This window comes from Bradyrhizobium sp. Rc2d (genome assembly GCF_900099855.1).
Classification (GTDB): domain Bacteria; phylum Pseudomonadota; class Alphaproteobacteria; order Rhizobiales; family Xanthobacteraceae; genus Bradyrhizobium.
On sequence record NZ_FNCU01000004.1, the window covers coordinates 263,115 to 288,715 of the forward strand.

At 64.2% G+C, this 25,601-nt stretch carries 26 protein-coding genes and 1 tRNA gene; 14 read left to right on the top strand and 13 right to left on the bottom strand.

Going from position 1 to position 25,601, the window contains the following annotated elements:
- Positions 1-56 precede the first annotated feature (56 nt).
- The gene (locus BLV07_RS09090) at positions 57-869 is read left to right on the top strand and encodes an enoyl-CoA hydratase (protein WP_091882827.1); all 813 of its coding nucleotides are present in this window, start codon (positions 57-59) and stop codon (positions 867-869) included.
- A 106-nt stretch (positions 870-975) separates the two neighbouring features.
- Here the strand turns inward: BLV07_RS09090 and BLV07_RS09095 are convergent.
- A tRNA-Ala gene (locus tag BLV07_RS09095) sits at positions 976-1,051 on the bottom strand.
- Positions 1,052-1,238: 187 nt separating this feature from the next.
- Here BLV07_RS09095 and BLV07_RS09100 point away from each other — a divergent pair.
- From BLV07_RS09100 to folD, 3 genes are read left to right on the top strand one after another with little or no spacing between them, the layout of a single operon-like run.
- On the top strand, positions 1,239-1,529 hold the full coding sequence (locus tag BLV07_RS09100) for a YggT family protein (RefSeq protein WP_091882830.1): 291 nt from the start codon (positions 1,239-1,241) through the stop codon (positions 1,527-1,529).
- A gap of 15 nt (positions 1,530-1,544) precedes the next feature.
- Positions 1,545-1,877, top strand: a complete 333-nt coding sequence (locus BLV07_RS09105) for a DUF167 domain-containing protein (RefSeq protein WP_091882833.1) — start codon at positions 1,545-1,547, stop codon at positions 1,875-1,877.
- Positions 1,878-1,887: 10 nt separating this feature from the next.
- Positions 1,888-2,772 carry a bifunctional methylenetetrahydrofolate dehydrogenase/methenyltetrahydrofolate cyclohydrolase FolD gene (folD, locus tag BLV07_RS09110; protein ID WP_091882837.1) on the top strand — a complete coding sequence of 295 codons (885 nt, stop codon included), beginning with the start codon at positions 1,888-1,890 and terminating at the stop codon, positions 2,770-2,772.
- A gap of 183 nt (positions 2,773-2,955) precedes the next feature.
- Here folD and ppa read toward each other — a convergent pair whose 3' ends face one another.
- Both ppa and BLV07_RS09120 read right to left on the bottom strand, forming a co-directional pair.
- Positions 2,956-3,492 (bottom strand): inorganic diphosphatase, encoded by a 537-nt coding sequence (gene ppa, locus BLV07_RS09115; RefSeq protein WP_091882840.1) that lies wholly within the window; start codon positions 3,490-3,492, stop codon positions 2,956-2,958.
- Positions 3,493-3,671: 179 nt separating this feature from the next.
- Positions 3,672-4,181 carry a GNAT family N-acetyltransferase gene (locus BLV07_RS09120; RefSeq protein ID WP_008136728.1) on the bottom strand — a complete coding sequence of 170 codons (510 nt, stop codon included), beginning with the start codon at positions 4,179-4,181 and terminating at the stop codon, positions 3,672-3,674.
- A gap of 268 nt (positions 4,182-4,449) precedes the next feature.
- On the opposite strand from BLV07_RS09120, the gene BLV07_RS09125 reads away from it, so the two are divergent.
- From BLV07_RS09125 to BLV07_RS09140, 4 genes are read left to right on the top strand one after another with little or no spacing between them, the layout of a single operon-like run.
- Positions 4,450-5,349, top strand: coding sequence for a dienelactone hydrolase family protein (locus BLV07_RS09125; RefSeq protein ID WP_091882843.1), 900 nt, complete (start codon positions 4,450-4,452; stop codon positions 5,347-5,349).
- A complete protein-coding gene (locus BLV07_RS09130; RefSeq protein ID WP_091882846.1) occupies positions 5,346-5,813 on the top strand; it encodes a DUF2269 family protein in 468 nt (155 codons plus the stop codon). The genes BLV07_RS09125 and BLV07_RS09130 overlap by 4 nt, the downstream gene beginning before the upstream one ends.
- A gap of 8 nt (positions 5,814-5,821) precedes the next feature.
- Positions 5,822-7,141, top strand: a complete 1,320-nt coding sequence (locus BLV07_RS09135) for an SDR family oxidoreductase (protein ID WP_091882849.1) — start codon at positions 5,822-5,824, stop codon at positions 7,139-7,141.
- Positions 7,141-7,548 (top strand): thiol-disulfide oxidoreductase DCC family protein, encoded by a 408-nt coding sequence (locus BLV07_RS09140; protein ID WP_091882852.1) that lies wholly within the window; start codon positions 7,141-7,143, stop codon positions 7,546-7,548. Before BLV07_RS09135 ends, BLV07_RS09140 begins: the two co-directional genes overlap by 1 nt.
- A 93-nt stretch (positions 7,549-7,641) precedes the next feature.
- Here BLV07_RS09140 and BLV07_RS09145 read toward each other — a convergent pair whose 3' ends face one another.
- The 7 genes from BLV07_RS09145 to BLV07_RS09175 form a co-directional block, all read right to left on the bottom strand.
- The gene (locus BLV07_RS09145) at positions 7,642-8,889 is read right to left on the bottom strand and encodes a flavin monoamine oxidase family protein (RefSeq protein WP_091882855.1); all 1,248 of its coding nucleotides are present in this window, start codon (positions 8,887-8,889) and stop codon (positions 7,642-7,644) included.
- A 273-nt stretch (positions 8,890-9,162) separates the two neighbouring features.
- Entirely contained in the window at positions 9,163-10,989 is a 1,827-nt protein-coding gene (typA, locus tag BLV07_RS09150; protein WP_091882858.1) for a translational GTPase TypA, read from the bottom strand.
- Between the two features lie 238 nt (positions 10,990-11,227).
- Positions 11,228-11,512, bottom strand: a complete 285-nt coding sequence (locus BLV07_RS09155; RefSeq protein WP_091882862.1) for a hypothetical protein — start codon at positions 11,510-11,512, stop codon at positions 11,228-11,230.
- Positions 11,509-12,954 (bottom strand): radical SAM protein, encoded by a 1,446-nt coding sequence (locus tag BLV07_RS09160; RefSeq protein ID WP_091882866.1) that lies wholly within the window; start codon positions 12,952-12,954, stop codon positions 11,509-11,511. The genes BLV07_RS09155 and BLV07_RS09160 overlap by 4 nt, the downstream gene beginning before the upstream one ends.
- Entirely contained in the window at positions 12,935-13,651 is a 717-nt protein-coding gene (locus BLV07_RS09165) for a prolipoprotein diacylglyceryl transferase family protein (RefSeq protein ID WP_091882869.1), read from the bottom strand. Before BLV07_RS09165 ends, BLV07_RS09160 begins: the two co-directional genes overlap by 20 nt.
- A 312-nt stretch (positions 13,652-13,963) precedes the next feature.
- The gene (locus BLV07_RS09170; protein WP_091882872.1) at positions 13,964-15,505 is read right to left on the bottom strand and encodes an alkaline phosphatase D family protein; all 1,542 of its coding nucleotides are present in this window, start codon (positions 15,503-15,505) and stop codon (positions 13,964-13,966) included.
- A gap of 188 nt (positions 15,506-15,693) precedes the next feature.
- Complete coding sequence (locus BLV07_RS09175) at positions 15,694-17,139, bottom strand: TAXI family TRAP transporter solute-binding subunit (RefSeq protein WP_091882875.1); 1,446 nt, start codon at positions 17,137-17,139, stop codon at positions 15,694-15,696.
- A gap of 151 nt (positions 17,140-17,290) precedes the next feature.
- Between BLV07_RS09175 and BLV07_RS09180 the strand changes: the two genes are divergently transcribed.
- A complete protein-coding gene (locus BLV07_RS09180) occupies positions 17,291-17,581 on the top strand; it encodes a 4a-hydroxytetrahydrobiopterin dehydratase (protein ID WP_091883076.1) in 291 nt (96 codons plus the stop codon).
- A gap of 122 nt (positions 17,582-17,703) precedes the next feature.
- The gene (locus BLV07_RS09185) at positions 17,704-18,099 is read left to right on the top strand and encodes a YkvA family protein (protein ID WP_091882878.1); all 396 of its coding nucleotides are present in this window, start codon (positions 17,704-17,706) and stop codon (positions 18,097-18,099) included.
- 172 nt (positions 18,100-18,271) lie between these two features.
- Here the strand turns inward: BLV07_RS09185 and BLV07_RS09190 are convergent, their stop codons facing one another.
- The 3 genes from BLV07_RS09190 to BLV07_RS09200 all read right to left on the bottom strand — a co-directional run bounded on the left by BLV07_RS09190 (position 18,272) and on the right by BLV07_RS09200 (position 21,754).
- The gene (locus BLV07_RS09190) at positions 18,272-19,432 is read right to left on the bottom strand and encodes a TAXI family TRAP transporter solute-binding subunit (protein ID WP_091882881.1); all 1,161 of its coding nucleotides are present in this window, start codon (positions 19,430-19,432) and stop codon (positions 18,272-18,274) included.
- A gap of 23 nt (positions 19,433-19,455) precedes the next feature.
- Complete coding sequence (locus BLV07_RS09195) at positions 19,456-20,316, bottom strand: hypothetical protein (protein WP_091882883.1); 861 nt, start codon at positions 20,314-20,316, stop codon at positions 19,456-19,458.
- 463 nt (positions 20,317-20,779) lie between these two features.
- Positions 20,780-21,754: an NADPH:quinone oxidoreductase family protein gene (locus BLV07_RS09200; RefSeq protein WP_091882886.1), complete on the bottom strand. Its 975-nt coding sequence runs from the start codon at positions 21,752-21,754 to the stop codon at positions 20,780-20,782.
- A gap of 218 nt (positions 21,755-21,972) precedes the next feature.
- Here BLV07_RS09200 and BLV07_RS09205 point away from each other — a divergent pair, with 218 nt between their 5' ends.
- The 4 genes from BLV07_RS09205 to BLV07_RS09220 all read left to right on the top strand — a co-directional run bounded on the left by BLV07_RS09205 (position 21,973) and on the right by BLV07_RS09220 (position 25,590).
- A complete protein-coding gene (locus tag BLV07_RS09205; protein ID WP_091882889.1) occupies positions 21,973-22,812 on the top strand; it encodes an SDR family oxidoreductase in 840 nt (279 codons plus the stop codon).
- A gap of 115 nt (positions 22,813-22,927) precedes the next feature.
- A complete protein-coding gene (locus BLV07_RS09210; protein WP_091882892.1) occupies positions 22,928-23,575 on the top strand; it encodes an invasion associated locus B family protein in 648 nt (215 codons plus the stop codon).
- A 195-nt stretch (positions 23,576-23,770) separates the two neighbouring features.
- Positions 23,771-24,964: a dual-specificity RNA methyltransferase RlmN gene (gene rlmN, locus BLV07_RS09215; protein ID WP_091882895.1), complete on the top strand. Its 1,194-nt coding sequence runs from the start codon at positions 23,771-23,773 to the stop codon at positions 24,962-24,964.
- 134 nt (positions 24,965-25,098) lie between these two features.
- Positions 25,099-25,590 (top strand): hypothetical protein, encoded by a 492-nt coding sequence (locus BLV07_RS09220; RefSeq protein ID WP_091883079.1) that lies wholly within the window; start codon positions 25,099-25,101, stop codon positions 25,588-25,590.
- Positions 25,591-25,601 lie beyond the last annotated feature (11 nt).

Genomic DNA, 25,601 nt, shown 5'->3' on the forward strand with positions numbered 1-25,601 from the left:
GGCTCGTTCGCAACGCGCGCACGCGAGATTGCGCCGGCAAGCAAAGGGAGAGCGCCATGGCCTATGAACACATTCTCTATGAGGTGAGCGACAGGATCGCGACCATCACGCTCAATCGCCCGGACCGCATGAATGCGTGGACGCCGACGATGGAGCGCGACGTGCGTCACGCGATGGAAGCCTCAAGCGCCGACGACAATGTCCGCGTCATCGTGCTCACCGGCGCGGGCCGCGCCTTCTGCGCCGGTGCCGACATGGATGCGCTGAAAGGGCTCGATCCCAATGACGTCGGGCGCGCATCGAACCTGCCGCCGTTCGACATGAACCGCCGCCCGGACTGGCAGACGCGCTACGGCTTCTATCCGTCGATCGCAAAGCCCGTCATCGCCATGCTCAACGGCGCGACCGCCGGTATCGGCCTGGTCCACGCGCTCTATTGCGACCTGCGCTTTGCCGCCGACAATACGGTGTTCACGACCGCCTTCGCGCGGCGCGGCCTGATCGCCGAGCACGGCATCAGCTGGATGCTGCCGCGCATCGTCGGCCATGCCCATGCGCTGGATCTGTTGCTCTCGGCGAGGCGCGTGCCGAGCGACGAAGCGTTGCGGATCGGGCTGGTGAACCGGCTCTACTCGCCGGAAAAACTCCGCGAGGAGACCTATGCCTATGCGCGCGATCTCGCCGATTTCGTCTCACCGAGCGCGATGGCCGTGATCAAGCGGCAGCTCTACGAGGTGCCGTTCCAGACCCTGGCCGAGGCGACGATCGAGGCCAACCGGGAAATGATGGTGGCGCTCAACGGCAGCGATTTCCGGGAGGGCGTGGCGAGTTTTATGGAGAAACGGCCGCCGAGGTTCACGGGGAGGTAGATTTTCCGAGATAGTCCGTCTTCGCCCTGCGGGCTTCGCCGGACACCACGCCTCGTCCTTCGGGCTCCGACGCGGCTGCGCCACGCGTAGCCCGAAGGGCGAAGCGTGGTGGAGCCAGGCGGGATCGAACCGCCGACCTCGTCATTGCGAACGACGCGCTCTCCCAGCTGAGCTATGGCCCCTTTGCTGGCCGCTCTGGTGAACGCGGCCGACAACCGGGCGCCATTTAAGTCCCCGCCAAGGTCAAGTCAAGGACGGGTATAACCCGGTTTTGGCCATCCGGGCGCCGACTTCCCTTGTTTGGGTCGGGGGGAACCGATATCAAGCAAACGCCGTCAATCCCGACCGGAGCCAGAGTTTTCAAAAGCCATGCGTGCCGTTCTCGACATCGTCATCATCGTGCTCGATCTCTACGTCTGGCTGCTGATCGCGGCCGCGATCCTGTCCTGGCTGATCGCCTTCAACGTGGTGAACACCCGCAACCAGTTCGTCTCGGCGGTGGCGGAGTTCCTGTACCGGATCACCGAGCCTCTGCTGGCACCGATTCGCAATTTCCTGCCCAGTCTCGGCGGCCTCGATATCTCGCCGATCATCCTGATTCTGCTGATCATGTTCATCGAGCGGGTGATCCTGTACTACATCTACCCGAACGTGATCTAAGCGGGCTGGAGCGCCTTGGTTGCCAAAGAACCCTGGCGCATCTCTGCCGCAGGCGTCGGCATCGCGCTGCGGGTGACGCCGCGCGGCGGCCGCGACGACATCGACGGGATCGAGCAACTCTCCGACGGCCGCAGCGTGCTCAAGGTGCGGGTACGCGCCATTGCCGATGGTGGCGAGGCCAACAAGGCTGTCTTGGTCCTGCTGGCGAAATCGCTTGGCGTGCCCAAGGCCAGCGTAAAATTGCTATCGGGAGCTACCTCGCGGTTGAAGCAGATCGCGGTCGACGGCGACCCGGTGCGGCTCGGAGAAGCCCTGCGCCAGCTCGTGTCGGCTAAATCGAAAGACTGAGGGAACTGACATGACCGCCAAAATCATCGATGGAAAAGTCATTGCCGCGGAACTTCGCGGCCGCGTCGCCGAGGAGGTCGCCCGCGTCAAGCGCGAGCACAATCTGGTCCCCGGCCTCGCGGTGGTGCTGGTTGGCAACGACCCCGCCAGCGAGGTCTATGTCCGCTCCAAGCACACCCAGACGCAAGGCGCCGGCATGGCCTCGTTCGAGCACAAGCTGCCCGCCGACGTCTCGCAAGCGAATCTCCTGGCTCTCGTCGCAAAGCTCAACCGCGATCCGGCCGTGCACGGCATTCTGGTGCAACTGCCGCTGCCGAAGGGGCTGAACACCGAGGCCGTCATCAACGCCATCGATCCCGCCAAGGATGTCGATGGCCTGCATCCGAGCAATGCCGGCCGGCTCGCCGGCGGTTTTGAGGCGCTGTCGCCCTGCACGCCGCTCGGCTGCATCATCCTGACCAAAAGCGTGCACACTTCGCTCGAAGGCATGAACGCCATCGTCATCGGCCGCTCCAACCTGGTCGGCCGTCCGCTGGTGCAATTGCTGCTGAACGAGAACGCCACGGTCACGATCGCGCATTCGCGCTCGCGCGACCTGCCCGGCCTCGTCAAGCGCGCCGACCTCGTTTACGCCGCGGTCGGCAAGCCGGAGATGGTGCGCGGCGACTGGCTGAAACCGGGCGCGACCGTGATCGACGTCGGCATCAACCGCATCCCCAAAGCAGACGGCAAGACGCGGCTCGTCGGCGACGTCGCCTATCAGGAAGCACTTGGAGTTACCGGCGCGATCACGCCGGTGCCGGGCGGCGTCGGCCAGATGACGGTCGCCTGCCTGCTGGTGAACACGCTGCGCGCCGCCTGCGCGATCGCAGGGCTGCCGAAGCCGGCGGTGTAGCTTTTCTTCACCTCTCCCCGCTTGCGGGGAGAGGTCGGAATTCGCGCGAAGCGCGGACTCCGGGTGAGGGGACTCTCCGCGAGTCCAACTCTGACCGTCTTTGTGGAGGTAGCCCCTCACCCCAACCCTCTCCCCGTAAGAACGGGGCGAGGGAGCACACCTTTTGTCCGGGATACCGAAGGCTCAGGCCTTCTTTTTCTTCTCGCGATCCATGCCTTCGAGGATCAGCTTGTGCGCTTCCTCCGGGCCGCCCCAGCGCAAAATCTTCACCCACTTGCCCTTCTCGAGATCCTTGTAGTGCTCGAAGAAGTGCTGGATCTGCTGGAGCGTAATATCCGGCAGGTCGGAATAGCTCTTCACCTTGTCGTAGCGCTGCGTCAGCTTTGACGACGGTACCGCCAGAATCTTCTCGTCGCCGCCGGCTTCGTCTTCCATGAACAGCACGCCGACCGGGCGCACGCTCATGACGGCACCGGGAATGATGGCGCGGGTGTTGATGATCAGCACGTCGCAGGGATCGCCGTCATCCGACAGCGTGTGCGGGATGAAGCCGTAGTTCCCGGGGTAACGCATCGGCGTGTAGAGGAAGCGATCGACGACGAGCGTGCCGGCCTCCTTGTCCATCTCGTATTTGATCGGTTCGCCGCCCACGGGGACTTCGATAATGACATTGACGTCGTGGGGTACGTTCTTCCCGATCGAGACCGCATCGATACGCATTCAAGGCTCCGTTGTTGCCGAGGTGAAATCGCGCCCGGCAGCGATTTTGGCGCTGTCATACGCGGGCTTGGCCCGCTGATCCATCGCGTTTTTGTGAAATAATGAATCCGGCGATCACCGACGCAAAAGGCGGGCGGTATCAACGGATGGAAAACGCTGCCGATTCAGGTTTCAGCAGCTCAATTGGTCCAAGCGAAGGCAACCTTGTCGAGCGACTTCGGCCCGAACCGCTCCGAGGAGCGCGCCACCATGCGGCCGCCCAAGGCACGGTAGAACTCGGTGGCCGGATCGTTATCGGAGAGCGCCCACACCACCATGCTCTTCAGGCCGCTCTGCATCAGGTCGCGGCGGGCGGCGGCGAACAGACGGCGGCCGAAGCCGAGGCCCTGGAATTCCGGCCGCAGATAGAGCTCGTAGATCTCGCCGTCGAAATGCAGGCTGCGGGCGCGGTTGCGGCCATAGTTGGCATAGCCCGCGATCTTGTCGCCGAACACCAGCACGCTGACGCGGCTGCCCTTGCGAATTGCGCTGTCCCACCACTGTGGACCGCGGCGGTTGATCAGCTTTTCCAGCTCCGCGCCGGGGATGATGCCCTGATAGGCCGAGCGCCAGGCTTCGTCATGGGTCGACGCCACCGCAGTTGCATCTGCGGCTTTGGCCGGCCGGACCTCGATCAGGGTTGTGCTCATGGAGGCGATCAAATCAAGTCGCCGCGCCGGCGGCAAGACCTATCGTTAATTATCGGTTAACGTGTGGACTTTCTGCATCAGTATTTCAAGCCCGTTGTCCCGAAAGAGGACACGCCGGCGTTTTGAATGGCAGTGGCCTGCCATGTGTCGGTGCAAAACTCGTTGCGGCAACGAATGAATGGCAATGGCAGCGCAGAAAGTCTGCCCGGAGTGATTCGTTCCTATTAGTGTGGCCATTGCTGTTCGTGTCCGCCTCCTCTGGCAATTCATGCGGCTCCTCGTCACTCCTGCGCTTTTGTCTTTGCTGGCCGTGCTGGCTGCGTCACCTCTGTGCGCTCAGGTCACGTTGGGCCCATTGGGAGAGCAGGGCGAACCGTTTCGCCGGCAAGAGTGGCGCGTGCCATCGCCGGATACCGGCATGGCCGCGCATGCGCTGCTGTTTCGCCCCCTCGGCGTCGGCCCGTTCCGGCTCGCGGTCATCGCCCACGCCTCGACGCAGAATGGCTTGCGTCGCGCGCAAATGCCGCGGCCGGAATATCGCGCGCTCACGACGTATCTCGTCGCGCGCGGCTTTGCCGTACTGGTGCCGGAACGGCTCGGCCATGGCGCGACCGGTGGCCACTATGTCGAAGACCAGGGCGGCTGCGACGAGGCGGACTACGCGCGATCGGCCCGCGCAACGGCCGACCAAATCTCGCTCGCGCTGGACTATTTGCGAAAGCAGGAATTTATCCGCAAAGACGCCGCGATCGTGCTCGGCCATTCCGCCGGCGGCTGGGGCGCGCTGGCGCTCGCCAATGCCGATCCGAAGGCGGTCTCTGCCATCATTGCATTCGCACCGGGGCGCGGCGGCCATGCCAATGATGAGCCGAACAGGATCTGCGCGCCGCACACGCTCCTTGCGGCCGCAGCCGAATTCGGCAAGGCCGCGCGCATTCCCGTCACGTGGCTCGTTGCAACCAATGACAGTTACTTCGCGCCGGCGTTTTCGCAAAAGCTGGTCGAGGCGTTTCGCGGCGCTGGCGGCGAGGTCGACTTCCACACCTTGCCGGCCATCGGCAGCGAGGGTCATTGGATGATCGAAACCGAGGCCGGCGTCAAAGCCGCAAGCGGTGATCTCGCGCGTGGGCTGAACCAGCCCAAGCCAATGGCGACCAAGAAGCCATGACGCTGTATTTCCTGGTCAAATTCCTGCATGTGCTCGGCGCCATCGTCATCCTCGGCACCGGAACCGGCATCGCCTTCTTCATGCTGATGGCCCATCGCACGCAGGATGTGGCATTCATCGCGCGCACTGCCGCCGTGGTCGTGATCGCGGATGCGATCTTCACGCTGTCGGCCGTGATCGTTCAGCCGGTCACGGGCGGCCTGCTGATGATGCTCTCGGCGACGTCGCTCACCGAGCGCTGGCTGCTGACTTCGCTCGCGCTGTATGCCGTTGCAGGCCTGTTCTGGGTCCCCGTCGTTTTCATGCAGATCGAGATGCGCGACCTCGCGCGCAAGGCGGCCGAACAGTGCAACGCGCTTCCGGAGCGCTATTTCGTTCTGTTCCGCCGCTGGTTCATATTCGGCTTCCCCGGCTTCGGCGCGACGATGCTGATCCTCTGGCTGATGATCGCAAAACCGTTTTGAGAGGCGCAATGAGTAAGCGAACCATCTTGCTGTTCGGCGCCTCCGGCCTGATCGGCCGCTTCGTCACCGACGATCTGCGCGCGCGTGGCTTTCGCGTTGTCGGCGTGGCACGTAAGCTGTCGCCGGCGCAGCAGATGAGCGCGCTGGACATCGAGCTGCCGATCCTCATCCTGGATGCGGCTGCGCTGGCGCGAGTGCTCAACGAGCATGCCGTCGATGTCGTCGTGAACTGCCTCGGCGTGCTCCAGGACGGGCCCGGCAGCGACGCGAATGCCGTGCATCGTGATTTCGTCGCGCGCCTGCTTCAGGCAATTGGCGATAGCGGCCGTGCGATCCGTCTGGTGCACATCTCGATCCCCGGGATGGTGGAGGCGGATCGCACTGCCTTCGCAACGACCAAACGCGAAGCGGAACGTCTGATCGCGGCCTCCGGCATTCCCCATTCCATCCTGCGGCCGGGCTTCGTGGTTGCGCCGTCAGCCTATGGCGGCAGCGCCATGCTGCGTGCGCTGGCCGCTTTCCCGCTCGACCTGCCGGACAAGGAAATGGCGACGCTCTTCCAGCCCGTCGCGGTCGAGGACATCGCCGCCACCATTGCCTGGCTCGCTGCGCGCGACATCGATGACGCCTCCGTGAAAGCGGTGAGCTGGGACCTGATGCAGGCAGAGCCGGTCACGATGGCCGGCGTCATCAAGCAGTTTCGCCACGCGTTCGGCACGGCCACTTGGCCGCGTCTCGCGATGCCGGCCCTCCTGCTCGATCTCGGCGCCAAAATCGGCGATTTAGCCAATCATCTCGGCTGGACGCCGCCGCTGCGTTCCACCGCCATTGCCGAGCTGCGCCGTGGCGTGACCGGCGATCCCGCGGCGTGGATCGCAGCCACGGGCATCGCGCCGAAGACATTGGCTGAGACGATCGGTCGCCATCCGGCACGTATCCAGGACAAATGGTTCGCGCGGCTGTTCCTGATCAAGGCGCCGATCTTCGCAAGCCTGGTCGTGTTCTGGCTCGTCTCGGGTTTCATCGCACTGTTCGTGTCCTATCGCGGCGCCGCCGGCATCCTGACCGCGCACAACTTTCCGCCTGCGCTGGTCGATCCCATCACCATCGGCACCAGCCTGATGGATATGAGCATCGGCGTGCTGATCGCCTTCCGCCGCACCGCGGCGATCGGGCTCGTTGCAGGCATCGTCGCCTCGCTGGGCTACATGGTGGGTGCAGCCATCCTCACGCCCGATCTCTGGATCGAGCCGTTAGGTGCTTTGGTGAAGACCGGGCCGGCGATCGTGCTGATGCTGGTGGCCCTCCTGACACTGGATAATCGCTGATGAGCAAATGGCCCGACGACGACGTGATCCTGTATGACGGCGTCTGCATCTTCTGCTCGCGTTGGGTCCACTTCGTGGCGACCCGCGATACGGCGAAGCGGTTTCGCTTCACGCCGATCCAGTCGAACTACGGGACCCGGCTCGCGAAGACGTTCGGCATCGATCCGCACGATCCAGATACCAATGCCGTAGTCCACGGCGGCGAGGTGCTCATGAAGTCGGACGCCGCGCTGACCGTGTTGTCGCTGCTCCCTGGCTGGGGCTGGGTGCGCGCGTTGTTCGCCGTGCCGAGACTGTTAAGAGACCCCGTCTACAGCCTCGTCGCACGCAACCGCTATCGCATCTTCGGCAAGTATGACACCTGCTTCGTGCCCGATGCCGATTTGCGGACGCGGGTGATCGAGTGACGCGTCATTGCGAGCGTAGCGAAGCAATCCAGGGTCTTGCCCGCGGCGGCAGTCTGGATTGCTTCGCTGCGCTCGCAATGACGGAAGTCGTGGCTAGGGCTCGCGAAGGGCCGCAAGCGCCTCGTTAGCCGCCCGCTCCCCGCTGTCCCGCGCCCCATGCGCGGTCGTGAAGAAATTCGGCGACGTCGCCTCTCCCGCGAAGAACAACCGTCCGTCCACTGGCTCCGCGAGCACAGCACGATCTCCCGCGTGCCCCGGCAGCGCATGCGAATAGGAGCCCCTCGCGAAGGGATCGCGCGCCCAGCGCGATTCATACAGCGGCCTCAGCTTGCGCCTGATGTCGTTGCCGAGAAGGCCCGCGATCTCGTCGATGCTCTGCGCGGCAATGGCGCCTTCGCCCGCGTCTTCCAGCTCGCGCGCAAAGCTGCCGCCGAAGAAGCCTTCGATGCAGGGCTGGCCGAACGGACGGATGTGGTAGGTGCCCATCTTGGTGCGCATGGTGGCGCCGCGCAGATTACCTTCGGTTGGGAAGGCTTCGGCGCCATCGAGCGCCAGCGTCACCTTGTCGTCGACGCCGAGCGGTAGGCCGGCGGCGGCATCGACCTTGGTCGGCAACGGTGGTGAAAAGCGAATCGTCTCATCGGCGATCAGATTGGTCGGGACGGTGAGGATCACCTTGTCCGCGGTCAGCGTGCCCCGCGATGTTTCGAGCCGGACGCGCTGACCGGAGTGATCGACCAACGTGACGTTGCAGCTCAGGGCCACCGTGACCGGCGCGCCGTAGGCGGCGATCAGCGCGCCATAGCCGCGACGGACGCGCCAGTTGAGGTCACTGTCCTCATAGGCGTCCCAGTCCAGCGTCGACATGTCCGTCAATTCGCAGCCATTGACGTAGGTCGAGACCGCGTCGATCATCGGATTCCAGCGGTTGCCCGGCTCGAGGCTGAGGCTCGCGGGTTCGTCCTTGCCCTTTTGCGCGGCCTGCCAGAGGCGCTCATAGAACGCCTCCATCGCGCGCATGAAATCGTCGCGCTCGGTTTGCGGAAAGGCGTTGCCGAAGGCGCGCTCGCGCCAGGGCGGCAGGGCGGTGTTGAGCTCGAATCCGAGCTGCTTCGCGATTGGAGCGAAGGAGTTCTTGTTGGCCGAGTGCAGCCAGCCGCAGCCGACGTCGAAGATGACCTCGGGCGAGGCCTGCACCGTCCAGGCGCGGCCGCCGAGCCGGTTACGCGCCTCCAGCACGACCACGGAAAGGCCGGAGCCCGCCAGCGCGTGCGCGGCACCAAGGCCGGCGGCACCGGCGCCGATGATCGCCACGTCGACGGAGGAGGGGAGGGAAGTCATAGGCGGGCTCTAGCACGTCTGTGATACGCGCTGAAGCCACCCCGCGCACAACTGTCATCGCCCGGCTTGACCGGGCGATCCAGTATTCCAGAGAAGCTAGTGATTTGCGGAGAAGCCGCGGCGTACTGGATTCCCCGCCTTCGCGGAGAATGACAGTTTCGTAGGGTGGGCAAAGGCGCACAGCGCCGTGCCCACCATCGCTCGCCAGTCGCAGTAGAAGTGGTGGGCACGCTTGCGCTTTGCCCACCCTACGGCACTGCGGCGTGCGGTAGCTTACGCCACCGCTTCCTTGGCCTTCTCCGCGCGCTTGCGCTCGTTCGGGTCGAGGTGTTTCTTGCGCAGGCGGATCGACTTCGGCGTGACCTCGACGAGCTCGTCGTCCTCGATATAGGCGAGCGCCTTTTCCAGGGTCATGCGGATCGGCGGGGTCAGGCGCACGGCTTCGTCCTTGGATGTCGTGCGGATGTTGGTGAGCTGCTTGCCCTTGAGCACGTTGATCTCGAGATCGTTGTCGCGGGTGTGCTCGCCGACGATCATGCCGCGATAGACCTTCCAGCCCGGTTCGATCATCATCGGGCCGCGGTCTTCCAACTTGAACATGGCGTAGGCCACGGCGTCGCCCTGGTCGTTGGAGATCAGGACGCCGTTGCGGCGGCCCTGGATCTCGCCCTTGTACGGGGCATAGCCGTGGAACAGGCGGTTCATGATCGCGGTGCCGCGGGTGTCAGTGAGCAGCTCGCCCTGATAGCCGATCAGGCCGCGGGTCGGCGCGTAGAACACCAGGCGCTGGCGGTTGCCGCCGGACGGCTTCATCTCGATCAGCTCGGCCTTGCGCTCGCTCATCTTCTGCACGACGACGCCGGAATGCTCCTCGTCGACATCGATGACGACCTCCTCGATCGGCTCCATGGTGGCGCCGGTCGCTTCATCCTTCTGGAACACGACGCGCGGGCGCGACACCGAGAGCTCAAAGCCCTCGCGGCGCATGGTCTCGATCAGGATCGCAAGCTGCAATTCGCCGCGGCCCGAGACTTCCATGGCGTCCTTGTCGGCGGCTTCGACGACGCGCAGCGCGACATTGCCCTCGGCTTCGCGCAAGAGACGGTCGCGGATCATGCGGCTCGTCACCTTGTCGCCTTCGGTGCCGGCGAGCGGAGAGTTGTTGACGATGAACGACATCGACACGGTCGGCGGATCGATCGGCTGTGCCGGCAGCGGCACCTCGACGGACGGATCGCAGAAGGTGTCGGCAACGGTGCCCTTGGTCAGACCCGCAATCGCAACGATGTCTCCGGCTTCGGCTTCATCGAGCGGGGTACGCTCCAGGCCACGGAACGCCAGGATCTTGGTGATGCGCCCGGATTCGACCAGCTTGCCGTCGGCGTTGAGCACCTTGACCTGCTGGTTCGGCTTCAGCACGCCGGAAGAAATGCGGCCGGTGATGATGCGGCCGAGATAGGGGTTGGCCTCCAGGATGGTGCCGATCATCTTGAACGGACCTTCCTCGACCTTCGGCGGCGCGACGTGGCGCAGGATCAGGTCGAACAGCGGCTCCATGCCCTTGTCCTTCGGACCCTCGGGGCTTTCGGCCATCCAGCCCTGCTTGGCCGACCCGTAGAGGATCGGGAAGTCGAGCTGCTCCTCGCTGGCATCTAACGCCGCGAACAGGTCGAACACCTCGTTGATGACTTCGGTCGGACGCGCGTCGGGACGGTCGACCTTGTTGATGACGACGATCGGCTTCAGGCCGACCTTGAGCGCCTTGGAGACCACGAACTTGGTCTGCGGCAGCGGGCCTTCGGCGGCGTCCACCAGCACCAGTGCGCCGTCCACCATGTTCAGGATGCGCTCGACCTCGCCGCCGAAATCGGCGTGGCCGGGGGTGTCGACGATGTTGACGCGGGTGTCCTTCCACTGCACCGAGGCCGCCTTGGCCAGGATGGTGATGCCGCGCTCGCGCTCCAGATCGTTGGAGTCCATGGCGCGCTCGGTCACCTTCTGGTTCTCGCGGAACGTGCCGGACTGCTGCAGGAGACGGTCGACCAGGGTCGTCTTGCCATGGTCGACGTGGGCGATGATGGCGACGTTGCGGAGGTTCATGAGTGAGCTTCTTTGCGTTCGAACAATGGGTTAAGCGCGATCTCGCCGGTCGGACCGGGACCTCTTCTCGAAACAACGCTGGAAGACTGGAAACGGGCGCTCGCCGCCCAAAAAGGAAGCCCGGCCATATCAGACCGGGCGCCCTACGCGTTGCGGCGCAATATATGCAAAAAACGCCAAAAAACAATGTGTTCTTTGGCCGTTGGTTGACTGAATTTTGTCCGGGAATTCCCGGGGCTTAGGGCTGGGTTCCGGGATGGGCGGGGGCCTTTCGCCCCCTGATGGCCGCCCAGATCAGGACGACGCCTCCGATGCCGACGACCAGTCCCAGGAAGACCAGCGGCGCGATGTCCGAGTCGATCTTGCCCCCGTCGATCACCGAAGCTCCGCCGAAGAGCAGGGCGCAGAGACCCGGAAGCAGCAGGATTACCCCTGAAATCACCATGAACGCGGTGAGGCAGCCGCTGCGTGGTTCAACGGGCGTCGAGACGGGCGGCAGAACCGGTGGTGGCGTATCGCTCATCGTGGTGCCTCCTCGCTCTGCCTTGCCTCGCGATAAGTCTGGCCTTCGAGTTCGGCACGAATGCCGTCAATCTTGCCGTTGCGGTAGAACAGATTGTAGGTGTCGAACGGAATGATCGCCCCCTGCTCCGTTACGAAATGGATGCAGCTGCGCTTGACGTTGCCGACGCAGAAATTGAAGCGATCGAGAAACTGCACGATGGTGACGCGGAACACGTTCTCGTAAGAGAGCCCTTGCGGCACCTCGAAGCTCGGCAGGCAGCACAGCAATTCGCAGACCCGCTCGCTGGTGTTCAGCGGCCCCGAGGACAGCGAAAACAGATCGACGAATTTCTCCCGCAGCACCGGATATTTCTCCGGGCTGATCGTGTTGGGCATCACGGCGACGAGCTGCTCCTGCGGTAACAGCGAGGTCAGCGGCAGCACCTTCTCGCCGTTGCGCAGGCCATAGCCGATCGAGATGCTTTCGGGGTTGCAAGGCAGCGGGATCATGTCCTTGTCGCCGAACACGCCGGTCTCAATCACGCGCTTGCGGATCTCCGACAGCATGATGCGATCGGTATTCTTGTCGAAATTCTCGTTGCGGCCGGCGTCCTGCACCGGTTGCAGCGTGACGCCGCGCACGCATTTCCAGGTGAGCGCATGACGGACGATGTCGCCGATCTCGGCATCATTGACGCCGCGCTTGATGGTCGCGACCAGCGTGGTCGAGACGCCGTAATGTTCGAGATTCTCCAGCGCCTGCTGGCGGATTTTGCGCAGGTCCGCCCCGCGCAGATTGATCAGCGCATCGCGCTGCAGCGAATCGAACTGGAGATAGACCTCCAGCCCGCGCTTGTTCTCGGCGAGCCGCGCCACGAAATCCTTCTCGCGGGCGATGCGCAGGCCGTTGGTGTTGATCATGACGTGGCGGATCGGGCGGGCACGCACGGCATCGAGGATCTCGAAGAAATCCGGATGCAGCGTCGGTTCGCCGCCCGAAATCTGCACCAGGTCGGGTTCGCCTTCGCTCGCGACCAGCGCGTCCAGCATCCGCTCGACCTTTACGAGCGGGGTGAATTTCGTGCGCGCGGGCGAGGAGTCGGCGAAGCACACCGGGCAAGTGAGATTGCAGTGCTCGGTGATCTCGATCAGCGCCAGGCAGGAATGCTGTTCGTGGTCGGCGCACAGGCCGCAATCATAGGGGCAGCCGAATTCCGTGCGCTGCTGGAATTGCAGCGGCCGATCGCCGGGCTTGATGAAGTCCTTGCACAGGCGCCAATAGGCCGCGTCCGTCGACACCAGCGTCGACTGGACGCCGTGCTGCTTGCAACGCTTTTCGTACCAGACCTCGTTGCCGAGAATCTGGATCTTGGTCGGCACCAGCTTCAGGCAGGTCTCGCAGAGGGACTGGGTCTGACCCCAGAAGATATAGGGACGCGACTTACGCAACGGCGCGTTCATGCAGGGATCTCGCTTTGGGCGCCGTCGCCAGCATGAATGCGGCGTAGAGAAGGATGGACAGCGACAGCAGGTGAAACAGCGTGAAGGGGCCGATCAGCGTGCCATAGGGCTTGAGGAATTCCCACAGGAAGCGCTGCGCTCCATAATAGATGAGGACGAGGTAGAAACCATTGGTGACCACAAACCCGTTTCGGTTCAAGGCCGCCAGCACATAGAGAAGCGCGAACACGCCCATGGCGGCGCTCTCATAGAGCTGCACCGGGTGCCGAAGGATGCCATCGCCGAAATCGTGCCCGAAGGGCAACCCCGTCGGCGTGCCGTAAGTGAAATCGTCGAGGCCTGCGAAGTAGCAGCCGAGCCGCCCGATCGCGATCCCGAGCGCCAGCGGCAAGGCAAAACGGGCCCCGGTTCGTATAGCGATGCCTGCGGACCATTTGTAGAGCTCGATCGCCACGATGCCGCCGGCGAGTGCGCCCTCGACCGAGCGCGCAATGCCGCTCTGGCCCGACAGCCACAGATTGATCGACCCGAACAGATAGGCACCGATGCCTGCGCCGAACACCAGCGCGGCGATGTAGGGCAGCGCGAAGGATTGCGCCGGAAATTCCAGGCGCCGTCGCGACAGCCAGTAGACGGCAGCTGCCGCCGCCAGCCACGCCGCGATGTCAAAGACGGTGTGAAGGAAAGCCCCGCTCATGCAGGGGAGAGCATAGCACGATCACGTTCGAAATAGGTTGCGCTCAAGGTGCGAGCCGCAAGCTAATGCATGGTGAAATCTGGTTCGGCGGACTGCCTGTTGTCCACCTCTCCCCGACGGGGAGAGGTCGGATTGCTCCTGGCGATGCGAAGCATCGTCCAGTGCAATCCGGGTGAGGGGCCGCGGCATCCAGTGAGACCAGATCCCCTCACCCGGATCGCATCTTCGATGCGCTCCGACCTCTCCCTACGGGAGAGGTGAACCGAGTCCTGAGCGCGCATCGATTCAACCAAATTCATCGTGCTCTAGCCATTAGGCCTGTTTGGGGTCGAGCGTGGTCGACCACAGCGCGACGTCGGCGCGGTCGCGCAGTGTCACCGTCATCTGGCCGGAGGCGCCGTCGATCTTGACGTGACCGAAGAACTGCATGCCGGCTGACGGTGGCAGATTCTGGTTGTCCTTGCCCGGTGCCTTGACGAAGCGGACTTCGGGTCCAAAGGTGTTGTCGAGCGCGTTCGGACCGAACGTGCCCGCGTGCAGCGGACCCGAGACGAACTCCCAGAACGGCTCGAAATCCTGGAATTGCGCCTTGTTCGGATCGTAATAATGCGCGGCGGCGTAGTGCACGTCCGCGGTCAGCCACACCGTGTTGCTGATCGGCGCCATCTTGATGAAGCGCAGGATGTCCGCGATCTCGAGCTCGCGGCCGCGCACCGGGCCGTCGCCTTGCGCGACTGCCTCCGAGCCACCCTTTGGTGTGTCCGATACGATGAGGCTGAGCGGCATGTCTGAGGCGATCACCTTCCAGGTCGCACGCGAATTGAGCAGGCCGCGCTTGAGCCAGGCGATCTGGTCGGGTCCGAGGAAGTAGCTGGCCGGTCCGTAAGTGGTCTCGAGATTGGCGCCGTTCGGACCGCGATAGCTGCGCTCGTCGAGCACGAACACGTCGAGATGCGGGCCGTAAGCGATCTGGCGATAGACCCGGCCCGGCTCATTGATGCTCTCGCGCATCGGATACATCCCGTGGAAGGCGCGAGCCGCGCGCGCCGCGAGCAGCGCGATGTTGCGCTCCTTGTAGGTAGCCGGCAGCTCCTTCGAGAGCGACCAGTTGTTGGTCACTTCGTGGTCGTCCCACTGCACGAAGATCGGCACCTCGGCATTGAAGGCGCGGAGATTGTCGTCGGTCAGATTGTATTTGTGCGCGGCGCGGAACTCGTCCAGCGTTTCCGCGACCTTGGCCTTTTCGGGGATCGTGACGTTCTTCCAGATCTTGCCGTCGGTGAGCTTCACCTCGGATTGGATCGGACTATCGGCGTAGATCGTATCGCCCGAGTGCAGGAAGAAATCCGGCCGGTGCTTGCGCATCGCGGCGAAGGTGAACATGCCGCCGTCTTCGGGGTTGATGCCCCAGCCCTGGCCGGCGACATCGCCACCCCAGACGAAACTGACGTCGCGGCGGTCGGCGGGCGCGGTGCGGAAGCGGCCGGTCACCGGCTCGCCCTCGACCGCGCTGTGCGAGAGATCGCGGAAGCGGACGCGATAAAAGATATCCTGGCCGCCCGGCAGGTTCTCGATCAGCATTTTTGCGGTGAAGTCGCTCTCGGGCAGCGCCGCGATCGGCGGCAGCGCACGGGCATCCCTGAACGACTCCGTCGTCGCCACCTCGACCAGCATCTGCGCCGGCCGGTCGGTGCGCGCCCAGACCACGCCGCCGTCGACGGTGACGTCGCCCGATTGCACGCCGTGGGTGACCGCAGGTCGGTCGGCCGCGCGCGACAGGTAAGGCATCGCGACCGCGCCAAGCGCGCCGGCGCTGGTCGTGAGCAAACGGCGGCGGGAGAATTTGATGTTCATGGGGAGATGATTTCGAAGCTGGGGTCGCGGGAAGGCTCGTCATTCCGGAGCGTGCCATCAGGCGCGAGTCCGGAATCCATTTCCCGTCGCGGATGCGGCGCGATGGATTCCGGGCTCGCGCATTGCGCGCCCCGGAACGACGGTGAACGTATATTGAGACAATGTGACGCAGCAATAACGCGCAGGCGCTACGCGTTGCCGGCGGCTCTGAACTGCGCGCCCGCGCGTTGCAGGTTCTGCGGCAGGCTGAACAGCACCGCCTTGCGGTCGGCAACGGCGGCGTGGAACTGGTCGAGTGCGATGTTGAACGCGGTGAGCGCAGCCTCCTCGATAGCGCCGTGATCGAAGCAGCGCAGCGTATCGCGCAAAATCTCGTCGGCCTCGGTTTGCATCTGATCGAGCTCTTCGGTCGTCTCGCTCTTGCGCGCGGTTGCGATCATGTCGAGCAGGCGGTCGCGCAAATGGCTGTTGTTGTCGCGCTCGTCCTTCTTCAGATAGCCGGCAAACCAGGCGCCAATCGAGCCCATGGCGGAGAGCGCCATCAGGCTCCACCAGATGTAATCGCTGTATTTGTCGAGAAAGGTTTTTTCCTCGCCGTCGACGAAGGCGGCGGCGCCGGGATGCACGGGGATCACTGCATCCTTGTCGGTGTCGGGTGTCTCGATCTTCGCTGCCAGCGGGAATTCCGCCACCAGTTGCTGGCGCACGGCGAAAAGCTGGCGCGTGAACGCCGCGATGGTGGTTTCGGACACACCTTTGCGCGCCACGATGTGGTGCGCGAAGCTGATCGTCTTGACCTCTTCGTCCGGACGATCGGGTGAGCCGCCGTAAGTGCCTGCGGGAATCTCCGAGGATTCGTAGACCGGATGGTTCTGCGCGATCGCGTCGGCGGAATCGATGGCGAGGAAGGTCGGCGTGCCGCCCTCCCTGACCGATGCCGCGATCGCGTCCCCCGTGATCTTGCTGTTGACGGGACCGGCCGCAAGATAGATGTCGGCCTTCTGCGCCTTGATCGCCTCGGCAACCTCGTTGGCCGGGAATTGCACGATCTCGACCTTGGCGGGATCGACGCCGTATTGCTGGAGGATCACCTTGAGCAGATTGACATTGGCCTGGGTGCGGCCGATGACGCCGATGCGATGGCCGGCGAGCTGTGCGATCTTGGTGATCTTGGCGCCCTTCTTCTTGCCCTTGCCCGGGACGGACCACAGCACCACGACGTTCTTGCGCAGCGTCGCAACCGCCTGTGCGTTCTTCGGCACATCGAGGTCGCCGCGCACGATGGCAAGATCGACCTTGCCTTCCGCGAGGGCATTGGCGCTGGCGGTGGCGCCGTCGGTCTGGATCGGGCGCAGCCGCACCTGGCTCTTGTTCTGCGTGAAAGCCTGGGTCAGCGCCTGCACGACCTTGACGTCATCGCTGTTGGCGGGACCAACCGCGATCTTCAGCGTCACCGGCCGCATCGCGAAGTAGTAACCGCCGGCGAGCGCACCGACGATCGCAAGCACGAGCGCCAGAGACACGAGCGCGGTCTTCCGCGCCGCGGATCGCGGCGAAGGCGGAGAGGGCGTTTCGGCCAGGTTCAATCCCCCGGTCATCGATCTCCCAAACAGACGCTTCAGGCTCAGTTTCATCTTGGCCGGCGATTTACGCCGGCAATTGTAGCAAATTTCTTGTCCGGAGGGGTTACATCTCCGTCATGGTTAGCGGATCGACGAAATCTCCCATGAACCGGGCCGCCGGCACGGTGTTGGGGTAAAGTTCCCCTGAATGACGGAGGCGATCATGGCAGAGCGGCTATCGGCGGAGGCGCGCAAGCAGGCGCTCGGCGGAATAACGGGCTGGGGCGAGATTTCCGGCCGCGACGCCATCGGGAAGACCTTTGTCTTCAAGGATTTCAACCAGGCCTTCGGCTTCATGACCCGCGCGGCGCTGGTCGCCGAGAAGATGGATCACCATCCCGAATGGCGCAACGTCTACAAGACGGTGGAGGTGGTGCTGTCGACCCACGAGGCCGGCGGCGTCACCGCGCGCGATATCGAGCTGGCCAAGGCGATGAACGCCATCGCCGGCTGACAGCTAGCTGACACTTGGCTGACACTTGGCTGACGTCTTGCAGGCCGCAGCCTCATCCCCATCTTGTGATCAGCAGGTGATGTGGCGATCCGCCGCTCCGCCTGAACGGGGAGTTTTCGAGCATGGCTGCCGAACACAGCGTCGGCTTTGAGCCCGCCGATCGGCTCGCGCAAGACCGGGAGGGCGTTCGCCGCCGCTTCTGGCGCAAGCTGAAGCGCGTCGCCGCGCAACTGCCGTTCGCCGAAGACCTGCTCGCCGCCTATTACTGCGCCTTCGACCGGCAGACGCCGCGCCATGTTCAGGCCTCGCTGCTCGGCGCGATCGCCTATTTCATCCTGCCATTCGACTTCGTCGCTGACGTGATGCCGATCCTCGGCTTCGCCGATGATGCCGCCGTGCTCGCCACCGCCATCCGCATGGTCGCCGGCCACATCACGAACGAGCACCGCGAGGCCGCTCGCGCCGCGCTGAAGCGCGGTGTAGAAGAGGCGGAGGCGGAAGTAGAGCTGGCGCAATAGCTTTCGCCATGCATTCCGCTGTCATTCCCCGCGAAGGCGGGGAATCCAGTACGCCGCGGCCTTTCGGTTCAATCACTGCTGTTTCGGAGTACTGGATCGCCCGGTCAAGCCGGGCGATGACAGCTGAGTGTGTGGATGGCGCTTGCGACACCATTGCTCGCAGCGACAACCGCTACTTCGCCCCCGCCCCCGCCCGCGCATTCGCCGCGTCCCAAGCCTGGAATTGCTTGAACAGCGCTTCCTTGTCCGCATCGGATACCTGCGCGGCCGCCGGGCTCTGCTTCAGGAACGCTTCGAAGCGCTGGCGCGTCACCGGCTCGACGCCGTGCTTGTCGAGCCATTGCTGCGCCACCGGCAATCTGTTCCAGCCCGACAGCGGCGCCGCGAGCGAGACCTCCTTCCACTTGGGATGGAAGGGCGGGTTCTGCAGCGTCGGAAATTTCGTGAAGAACGCGTCCACGAACAACGCAAGCTTGCGATAGCGCTCGGTGTTGGGCGCCCAATTGTACGCCGCAAGCACCGCAGGAACTGCAATGGTGTCCACGCTGTCGCCCTCCTTGATCAGGTTCGGATAGTCCTTGGCGGTCAGCGTTGCCGGCAGATAGTCGCTCTGGAGCGGCTTTGCATAGTCGACCTTCGCGAGATGGAAGCGGCCGTCATTGCCGAAGGTCGAGACCGACTTGTACGGCTTGCCGCCGACCACGATGACGGCGTCGATCTCGCCGGCCTTCAGCTTCTCCATCGCGATGCGCTGCTCGACATAGACGAATTTCGCCTTGATCCCGAGCCGCTCGAACACGGTGAGCGCCGTGACGAAGGTACCGCCGTTCGGCAGGTCCACGCTCACCGTCTTGCCTTCGAGGTCTTTGAGCGTCGCGACCGATCTCGGCGCGATCACCTGCATCTCCTCATTGTAGAGCTTCGTGACGTAGGTGAACTGCTTTTTGATGTCCTTGGCAAAACCCTTGCGCTCGAGATAGTCGAGCGTGTCGGCGCGCACGATGCCGAGATCGACACCTTGCAGGAACAAGATGTCGGCGACGCTCTGCACCGAGCCGCGGCCGACGATCGGCAGCACGCGGATCTTGTTGCCGTCGTCGAGCACCGAAGCGAGGTCGGCGCCGAATTGCACATAGGTGCCGCCGATCGTGCCGGTGATCAGCGTCACCGTGTTGGCGTTCAACGCCTGCTTGGTCGAGGTCGAGCCGAACTGGAAGATGGCCTTCAGGCCGTCCGAGACCTTGGCCGGATCGTACTCGGTCTGGTCGGCGCGTGCCGCAAAGGCACAGATCGTCATGATGGCGGCAAGCGCCATTCCCAAAGCGTTACGCATGATGTCCTCTAAAAATTAAATTACTAGTTCTGAAGCTGGACAAGGCGCTGCCGCGCCTCCGTCGATCCGAGTGCCGCGGCCTTCTGGTACCACTCGCGCGCGGCGGTCGCGTCGGCGGCGATGCGCCGCGTGTCGCTGGTGCCCAGCACGGCCGGGTCATAGGTCTGCGCCAGCAGGAACGCCGCTGTGGCATCCTGTGCATTGGCCGCGCGTTCGAGCAGCAGACGGGCTGCAGAAATGTCGCCAACCCCCAACAGGCTCTTCGCGCGCGTCATCAGCCCGGCCAGCGTGTCGGCGTCGAGCGTCTTGGCGGGCAGAGGAGGCGCAGGCGGCGGCGCCACCGGCGCGGGCTGAGGCACAGGCGTCTGGGCTTGCAGCGCGGTCTGATAGGCGGTCGCGATCGCTTCGCGGCTCGGCGTTGACGGTGCAGGGAGATCCTGCGCGTCAGCGCTCGCCAGCCTTGCGTCGGTCACGTGCGCCGGATCGTTGCGCGGGCTCTGCGGTACGGCCAGCGCATTGGCCGAGGCCACCACCTGCTCCAGCGCGGCACCCACCGAGCCACCGGCATCGAAGATGCCGCGAAGGTCGGACTGAAACAGCGCGGCCAGAACTGCCAGGGTGGATGCGACGAGAACCGCTGCCAGAACGCCCGCAAGAACACGCGGGACAATTCTGACCCGGGGACGCAATTCCAGCGGGGTATATTCGTCCGGGTCCGGGGCACCGAGCGGATCGGACAGGAACAGTGGTATTGGATCGTCCGGTGACAGATCGAGCCGTGCGGCGCGCGCACGGATGTAGGATGCGGTGGACGGGTGTGATGCGGCTTGATCGGAATCGAATGCCCTCGATTCCCTGGACGCACGGAAGGCCGTCGTCTCCATGGTGATGCTCCCCAAGACTGACACGACGCGGGGCATACCGGTTTCAGTTTTTTTGTTGTTGTCCAGGAGCGCCCAGCAAACTGGAACCGGTAAATCGCAGTTTGAATCAGTCCAAAAAGCGACGGCGATTGGGGCGAATCGGGAAAAATTTGGGTTTGATTCGGGCGAGGTTGCGGAATGCACCGCAATTTTGCCAGCGGTGGTTGAGGAGACCTTACCAAGTGGCGACGTGCGAGTGGAGTGCCATCAACTCAGCTGTCATGCCCCGGCTTGCCGCCTTCGCCAAAGCTTCGGCGGCCGAGCACCCTTGTGGCCCCGGCGTAGCCTTGGCGGAGCCGGGGCCGCGGCATCAAGTCGCCGCGGCCTGTCGATCTTTCGCAATCGTCTCGGAGTACTGGATCGCCCGGTCAAGCCGGGCGATGACAGTTGAGTGTGTTGAAACAGCCTCGTGATGACACGGTCATCACGGATGCAGAATCACCTTCCCCATCGCCTGACGCCCTGCGAGCACCTTCAACGCGTCCGCGGTCTGGGCCAGCGGGAAGGTGCGGTCGACATGCGATGAGATCTTGCCTTCCGCCGTCCACTTCACGAGCTTCTCCAGATTGGCACGGTTCTTGGCCGGGTTGAGCCGGGTCCAGGCGCCCCAGAACACGCCGCGGATGTCGCAACCCTTCAGCAGTGCGAGGTTCAGCGGCATCTTCGGAATGTCGCCGGCGGCAAAGCCGATCACGAGGAAGCGGCCTTCCCAGGCGATCGAGCGCAGCGCCTGCTCGGCATAGGCGCCGCCCACGGGATCGAAGATGATGTCGACGCCTTTGCCATCGGTGAGCTTGCGCAAGCCTTCCTTCAAATCTTCCTTGGCGTAGTTGAGCGTCAGCTCTGCGCCATGCGCCCTCGCGAATTCGAGCTTCTCGTCCGACGAAGCGCAGGCGATCACCTTCAGGCCCATCAGCTTGCCGAGCTCGCAGGCAGCAAGGCCGGTGCCGCCGGCCGCGCCCAGCACCGCGAGCGTTTCGCCGGGCTTCGGGCTCGCGCGATCTTCCAGCGCATGCAGCGCAGTGCCGTAGATGATGATGATGCCGGCGGCGCGATCATAATCGAGATTGTCGGGGATCTTCACGATCGATGCCGCCGGCAGTGCGATCTTCTCGCGTGCGCCGTTGTGGCCGCAGGAGGCGACGACGCGATCGCCAACCTTCAGGTCAGTGACGCCAGCGCCGATGCTCTCGATCACGCCGGCGACCTCGGCGGCCGGCGAGAACGGGAACGGCGGCTTGATCTGATACTTGCCCTGGATCATCAGGATATCGAAGAAGTTCAGCGCCGCCGCCTTGATCGCGATCACGGCTTCGCCGGGCCCTGCCACCGGATCCGGCACGTCAGCCAGAACGAGATCGTCGGGCTGGCAATATTGCGAGCAGAGGATGGCTTTCATGGCGGCACCTGGGCGTTTCGAGTGGAATTATAGTTGGCCCGGTTTTGCCGGATTTAGGCACGGGCGACAATCCGGTTTCTTTGCCAAAGCGACGCGCCGGCCTATCCTCACGTCATTGCGAGCGCAGCGAAGCAATCCAGAGTCCGTGCGGCGGAAATAGTCTGGATTGTTTCGCGGCGCTCGCAATGACGGAGCGAGAAGGAAAGAGGATTCAAACGATGTTTGAAACAAGCCTGCTCAAGGACAAGCGCATCCTCGTCACCGGTGGCGGCTCGGGCCTCGGCGCTGCGATGGGCCGTCGCTTCCTCGCGCTTGGCGCCGAGCTCGTGATCTGCGGCCGCAAGCTCGATCGGCTCGAGGCAACGGCGAGTGAGGTGCGCGCACAGACCGGCGGCAAGGTTACGACCATCGCCTGCGACATCCGCGACGGTGCGGCCGTCGACGATATGATGGATCAGATCTGGCGCGAGGCGCCGCTCGATATCCTCGTCAACAACGCCGCCGCGACCTTCATCGCGCAGAGCGAGCATCTCTCCTTCCGCGCGGCGGACGCGATCCTCGCGCCCACGCTGCACGGCGCGATGTATTGCACGCTCGCCGCCGGCAGGCGCTGGATCGAGGGCAAGCATGGCGGCGTCGTGCTCTCGATCCTCTCGACCTCGACCATCACCGGCCGCGCCTTCACCGTGCCCTCGGCGATGGCGAAGTCGGCGGTGCTGGCGATGACCAAAAGTCTCGCCGTGGAATGGGGCCCGAAGGGCATCCGCACCGTCGCCATCGCGCCGGGACCGTTCCCGACCGCCGGCGCATCGGGGCAGCTCCGCCCCGAGGGCCGCGACGAAGGCTGGACCGCGCGCAACCCCCTCGGCCGCACCGGCGAGCACGGCGAACTTGCCGACCTCGCCAGCTTCCTGGTCTCGGACCGTGCCGGCTATATCAATGGCGAGATGGTGGTGATCGACGGCGGCGCGCATTTGCGCAGTTCCGGCGCCGAGGACCTGCTCGGCTGGAGCGAGGCGCAATGGGCTGCGCAGCGCGCCGCGCGATCCAGGGCCTAGTGCTGACAAACCTGCTAACTGCCTTCCCAAATTGGACTTTCCCGGCTATCCCTGCCCGGGGACAAAACGCGGCCGGGCCATCTTCCAGTCACAATATTGAGGGAACCACTCCAGCATGTGGCGGGTGCTAGCTTTCGTTTTGATGATCGGCATGATGACGTGCGGGATCGCCGATCTCGCGCGGGCGCAGACGACGCAACCGGCGCCGAAGGCGACACCGAAGCCAGCCGCGCCGGCGGCCAATACCCACGCAAAGACGGCTGCAAAGCCCGAGAGCAAACCGGCCGCCCCGACCGCGGCGGTTGCGGGCGGCGCGGAGCCAACCCTGATCGGCCAGTTCGGCACCTGGGGCGCCTATTCGGCCACGCCCAACGGCAAGAAGGTTTGCTTCGCGCTGGCCAAGCCCTCGTCGTCGAAGACCAACCCGCCGAACCGGCCGCGCGATCCTGCCTATGCGTTCGTGTCGACCCGGCCGGCCGAGAAGGTCAATAACGAAGTCTCGGTCATGATCGGCTATGCGCTGAAACCGGGCTCGGAATCGACGGTCGAGGTCGGCGGCGCTGCTTTCGCCATGTATACGCAGGGCGACGGCCTCTGGATCAAGAACGCGGCCGAGGAGGAGCGGATGGTCGAAGCCATGCGCAAATCCGCCGATCTCGTGGTCAAGGGCGTCTCGGCCAAGGGCACCGAGACGACCGACACCTTCTCGCTGAAGGGCCTCGCCCAGGCGCTCGATAAGATCGCCCAGGACTGCAGGCGCTGAGCCCGACGGCGTTAAGGCTGCGGGCGATAAGGTCGCAATCGGCTGTTCCGGTTGCTATATAGGGGTTATCCCAAAGGTGCTGCCGTCATGCCCGGGCTTGTCCCGGCCATCCACGCGCTGGCTCCGGGCGGGAAAGAACGTGGATGCCCGGGACAAGCCCGGGCATGACGAGACAGCAGCAATCTCAGGCAACCGATGACCGAGCCGCACAACGCAACATTGGTGGAGAAGACTCCGCTCGAAACCTATGTGCCGCCGGCAAAACCGTCGCTGATCGGCCTGTCGCGCAGCGATCTTGCCGATCGCCTCGGCGAGATCGGCGTTGCACCGGCGCAGCGCAAGATGCGCGTGCAACAGCTGTGGCACTGGCTCTATTTCCGCGGCGCCCAAAACTTCGACGAGATGACATCGATCTCGAAAGGCATTCGCGCCGAGCTCGCGCAGCATTTCACGGTCGACCGGCCCGAGGTCGTGGCCGAACAGATCTCCAACGACGGTACCCGCAAATGGCTGCTGCGGCTGCCGAGCGGCGACAATGTCGAGAAGGCGCACGAAGTCGAGTGCGTCTACATCCCCGAGACCGACCGCGGCACGCTCTGCGTCTCCTCGCAGGTCGGCTGCACCCTGAACTGCGCCTTCTGTCACACCGGAACGCAGCGCCTCGTGCGCAACCTCACCGCCGGCGAGATCGTGGGACAGGTGATGGTCGCGCGGGATCGCCTGAATGATTGGGCCGATCGCGAGGACGGCACGCGCCGCGTCACCAACATCGTGATGATGGGCATGGGCGAGCCTCTCTACAATTTCGACGCGGTGCGCGATGCGCTGCTGATCGTCGGCGACAACGAAGGCATCGGCATCTCCCGGCGCCGCATCACGCTGTCGACCTCGGGCGTGGTGCCGAACATCGTCCGCGCCGGCGAGGAGATCGGTGTCATGCTCGCGATCTCGCTGCATGCGGTGCGCGACGAGCTGCGCAACGAGCTTGTGCCGCTCAACCGCAAATATCCGATCAAGGAGCTGCTGCAGGCCTGCCGCGACTATCCCGGTGCCTCGAACGCGCGCCGCATCACCTTCGAATATGTGATGCTCAAGGGCGTCAATGATTCGCTCGATGACGCGAAGCTGCTGGTAAAGATGCTCAAGGGCATTCCCGCCAAGATCAACCTGATCCCGTTCAACCCCTGGCCCGGCACCGCCTATGAATGTTCGGACTGGGATCAGATCGAAAAGTTCTCCGAATACATCTTCAATGCCGGCTATTCCTCGCCGGTACGCACCCCGCGCGGCCGCGATATCCTCGCCGCCTGCGGCCAACTCAAGTCGGAGACGGAAAAGCTCTCGGCGCGCGAACGCCAGGCGCTGCGCGCCATGGCGATGACGGACTAGCGGATCATGCTCGCGCTCTCGCATCCTCGTCATTGCGAGGAGCGTGGCGACGAAGCAATCCAGACTGTCTCCCCGGACGCATCTCTGGATTGCTTCGCTTCGCTCGCAATGACGGTCATGATGGCTTTCCGCGCATGTCCCTGATCGGCCGCCTCGTCGTCATCTTCATCGGCTTCCTCGCCGCCTGTTTCGTCGGCGGCATGATCGTGGTCGTCGCGCTATTGTTTCCGGAATTCGCCGATCTCGGCGCAGGTCCCGTCGATCAGGGCGCGATCGACGTCCTGCTCGGTTTCGGCTTCATCTTCGTCTCGGGCTTTGCCTTGGTGCCGGCGGCGGTGATCGTCGCAATCACCGAAGCGCTCTACATCCGCAGCGCGCTCGCTTACGCCGTCGGCGGCGGCCTCGTCGGGCTCGCCTGCTATCTCGGCCTCGTTCCCTTTCACGCCGACACGTTGCAGTTCGAGGGCATCGTGCGGCGGCATCTGGAGATCATGACCGGAGCCGGCATCGTCTCCGGCGTGGTCTACTGGTTGATCGCCGGCCGCAACGCCGGCGCCTGGCGCGATCCGCCGCCCCCGCGCCGGCCGCCCCCGCCGCTGCCGTCGCAGTCGCGATCATCCAATTAGAGCATTATGGA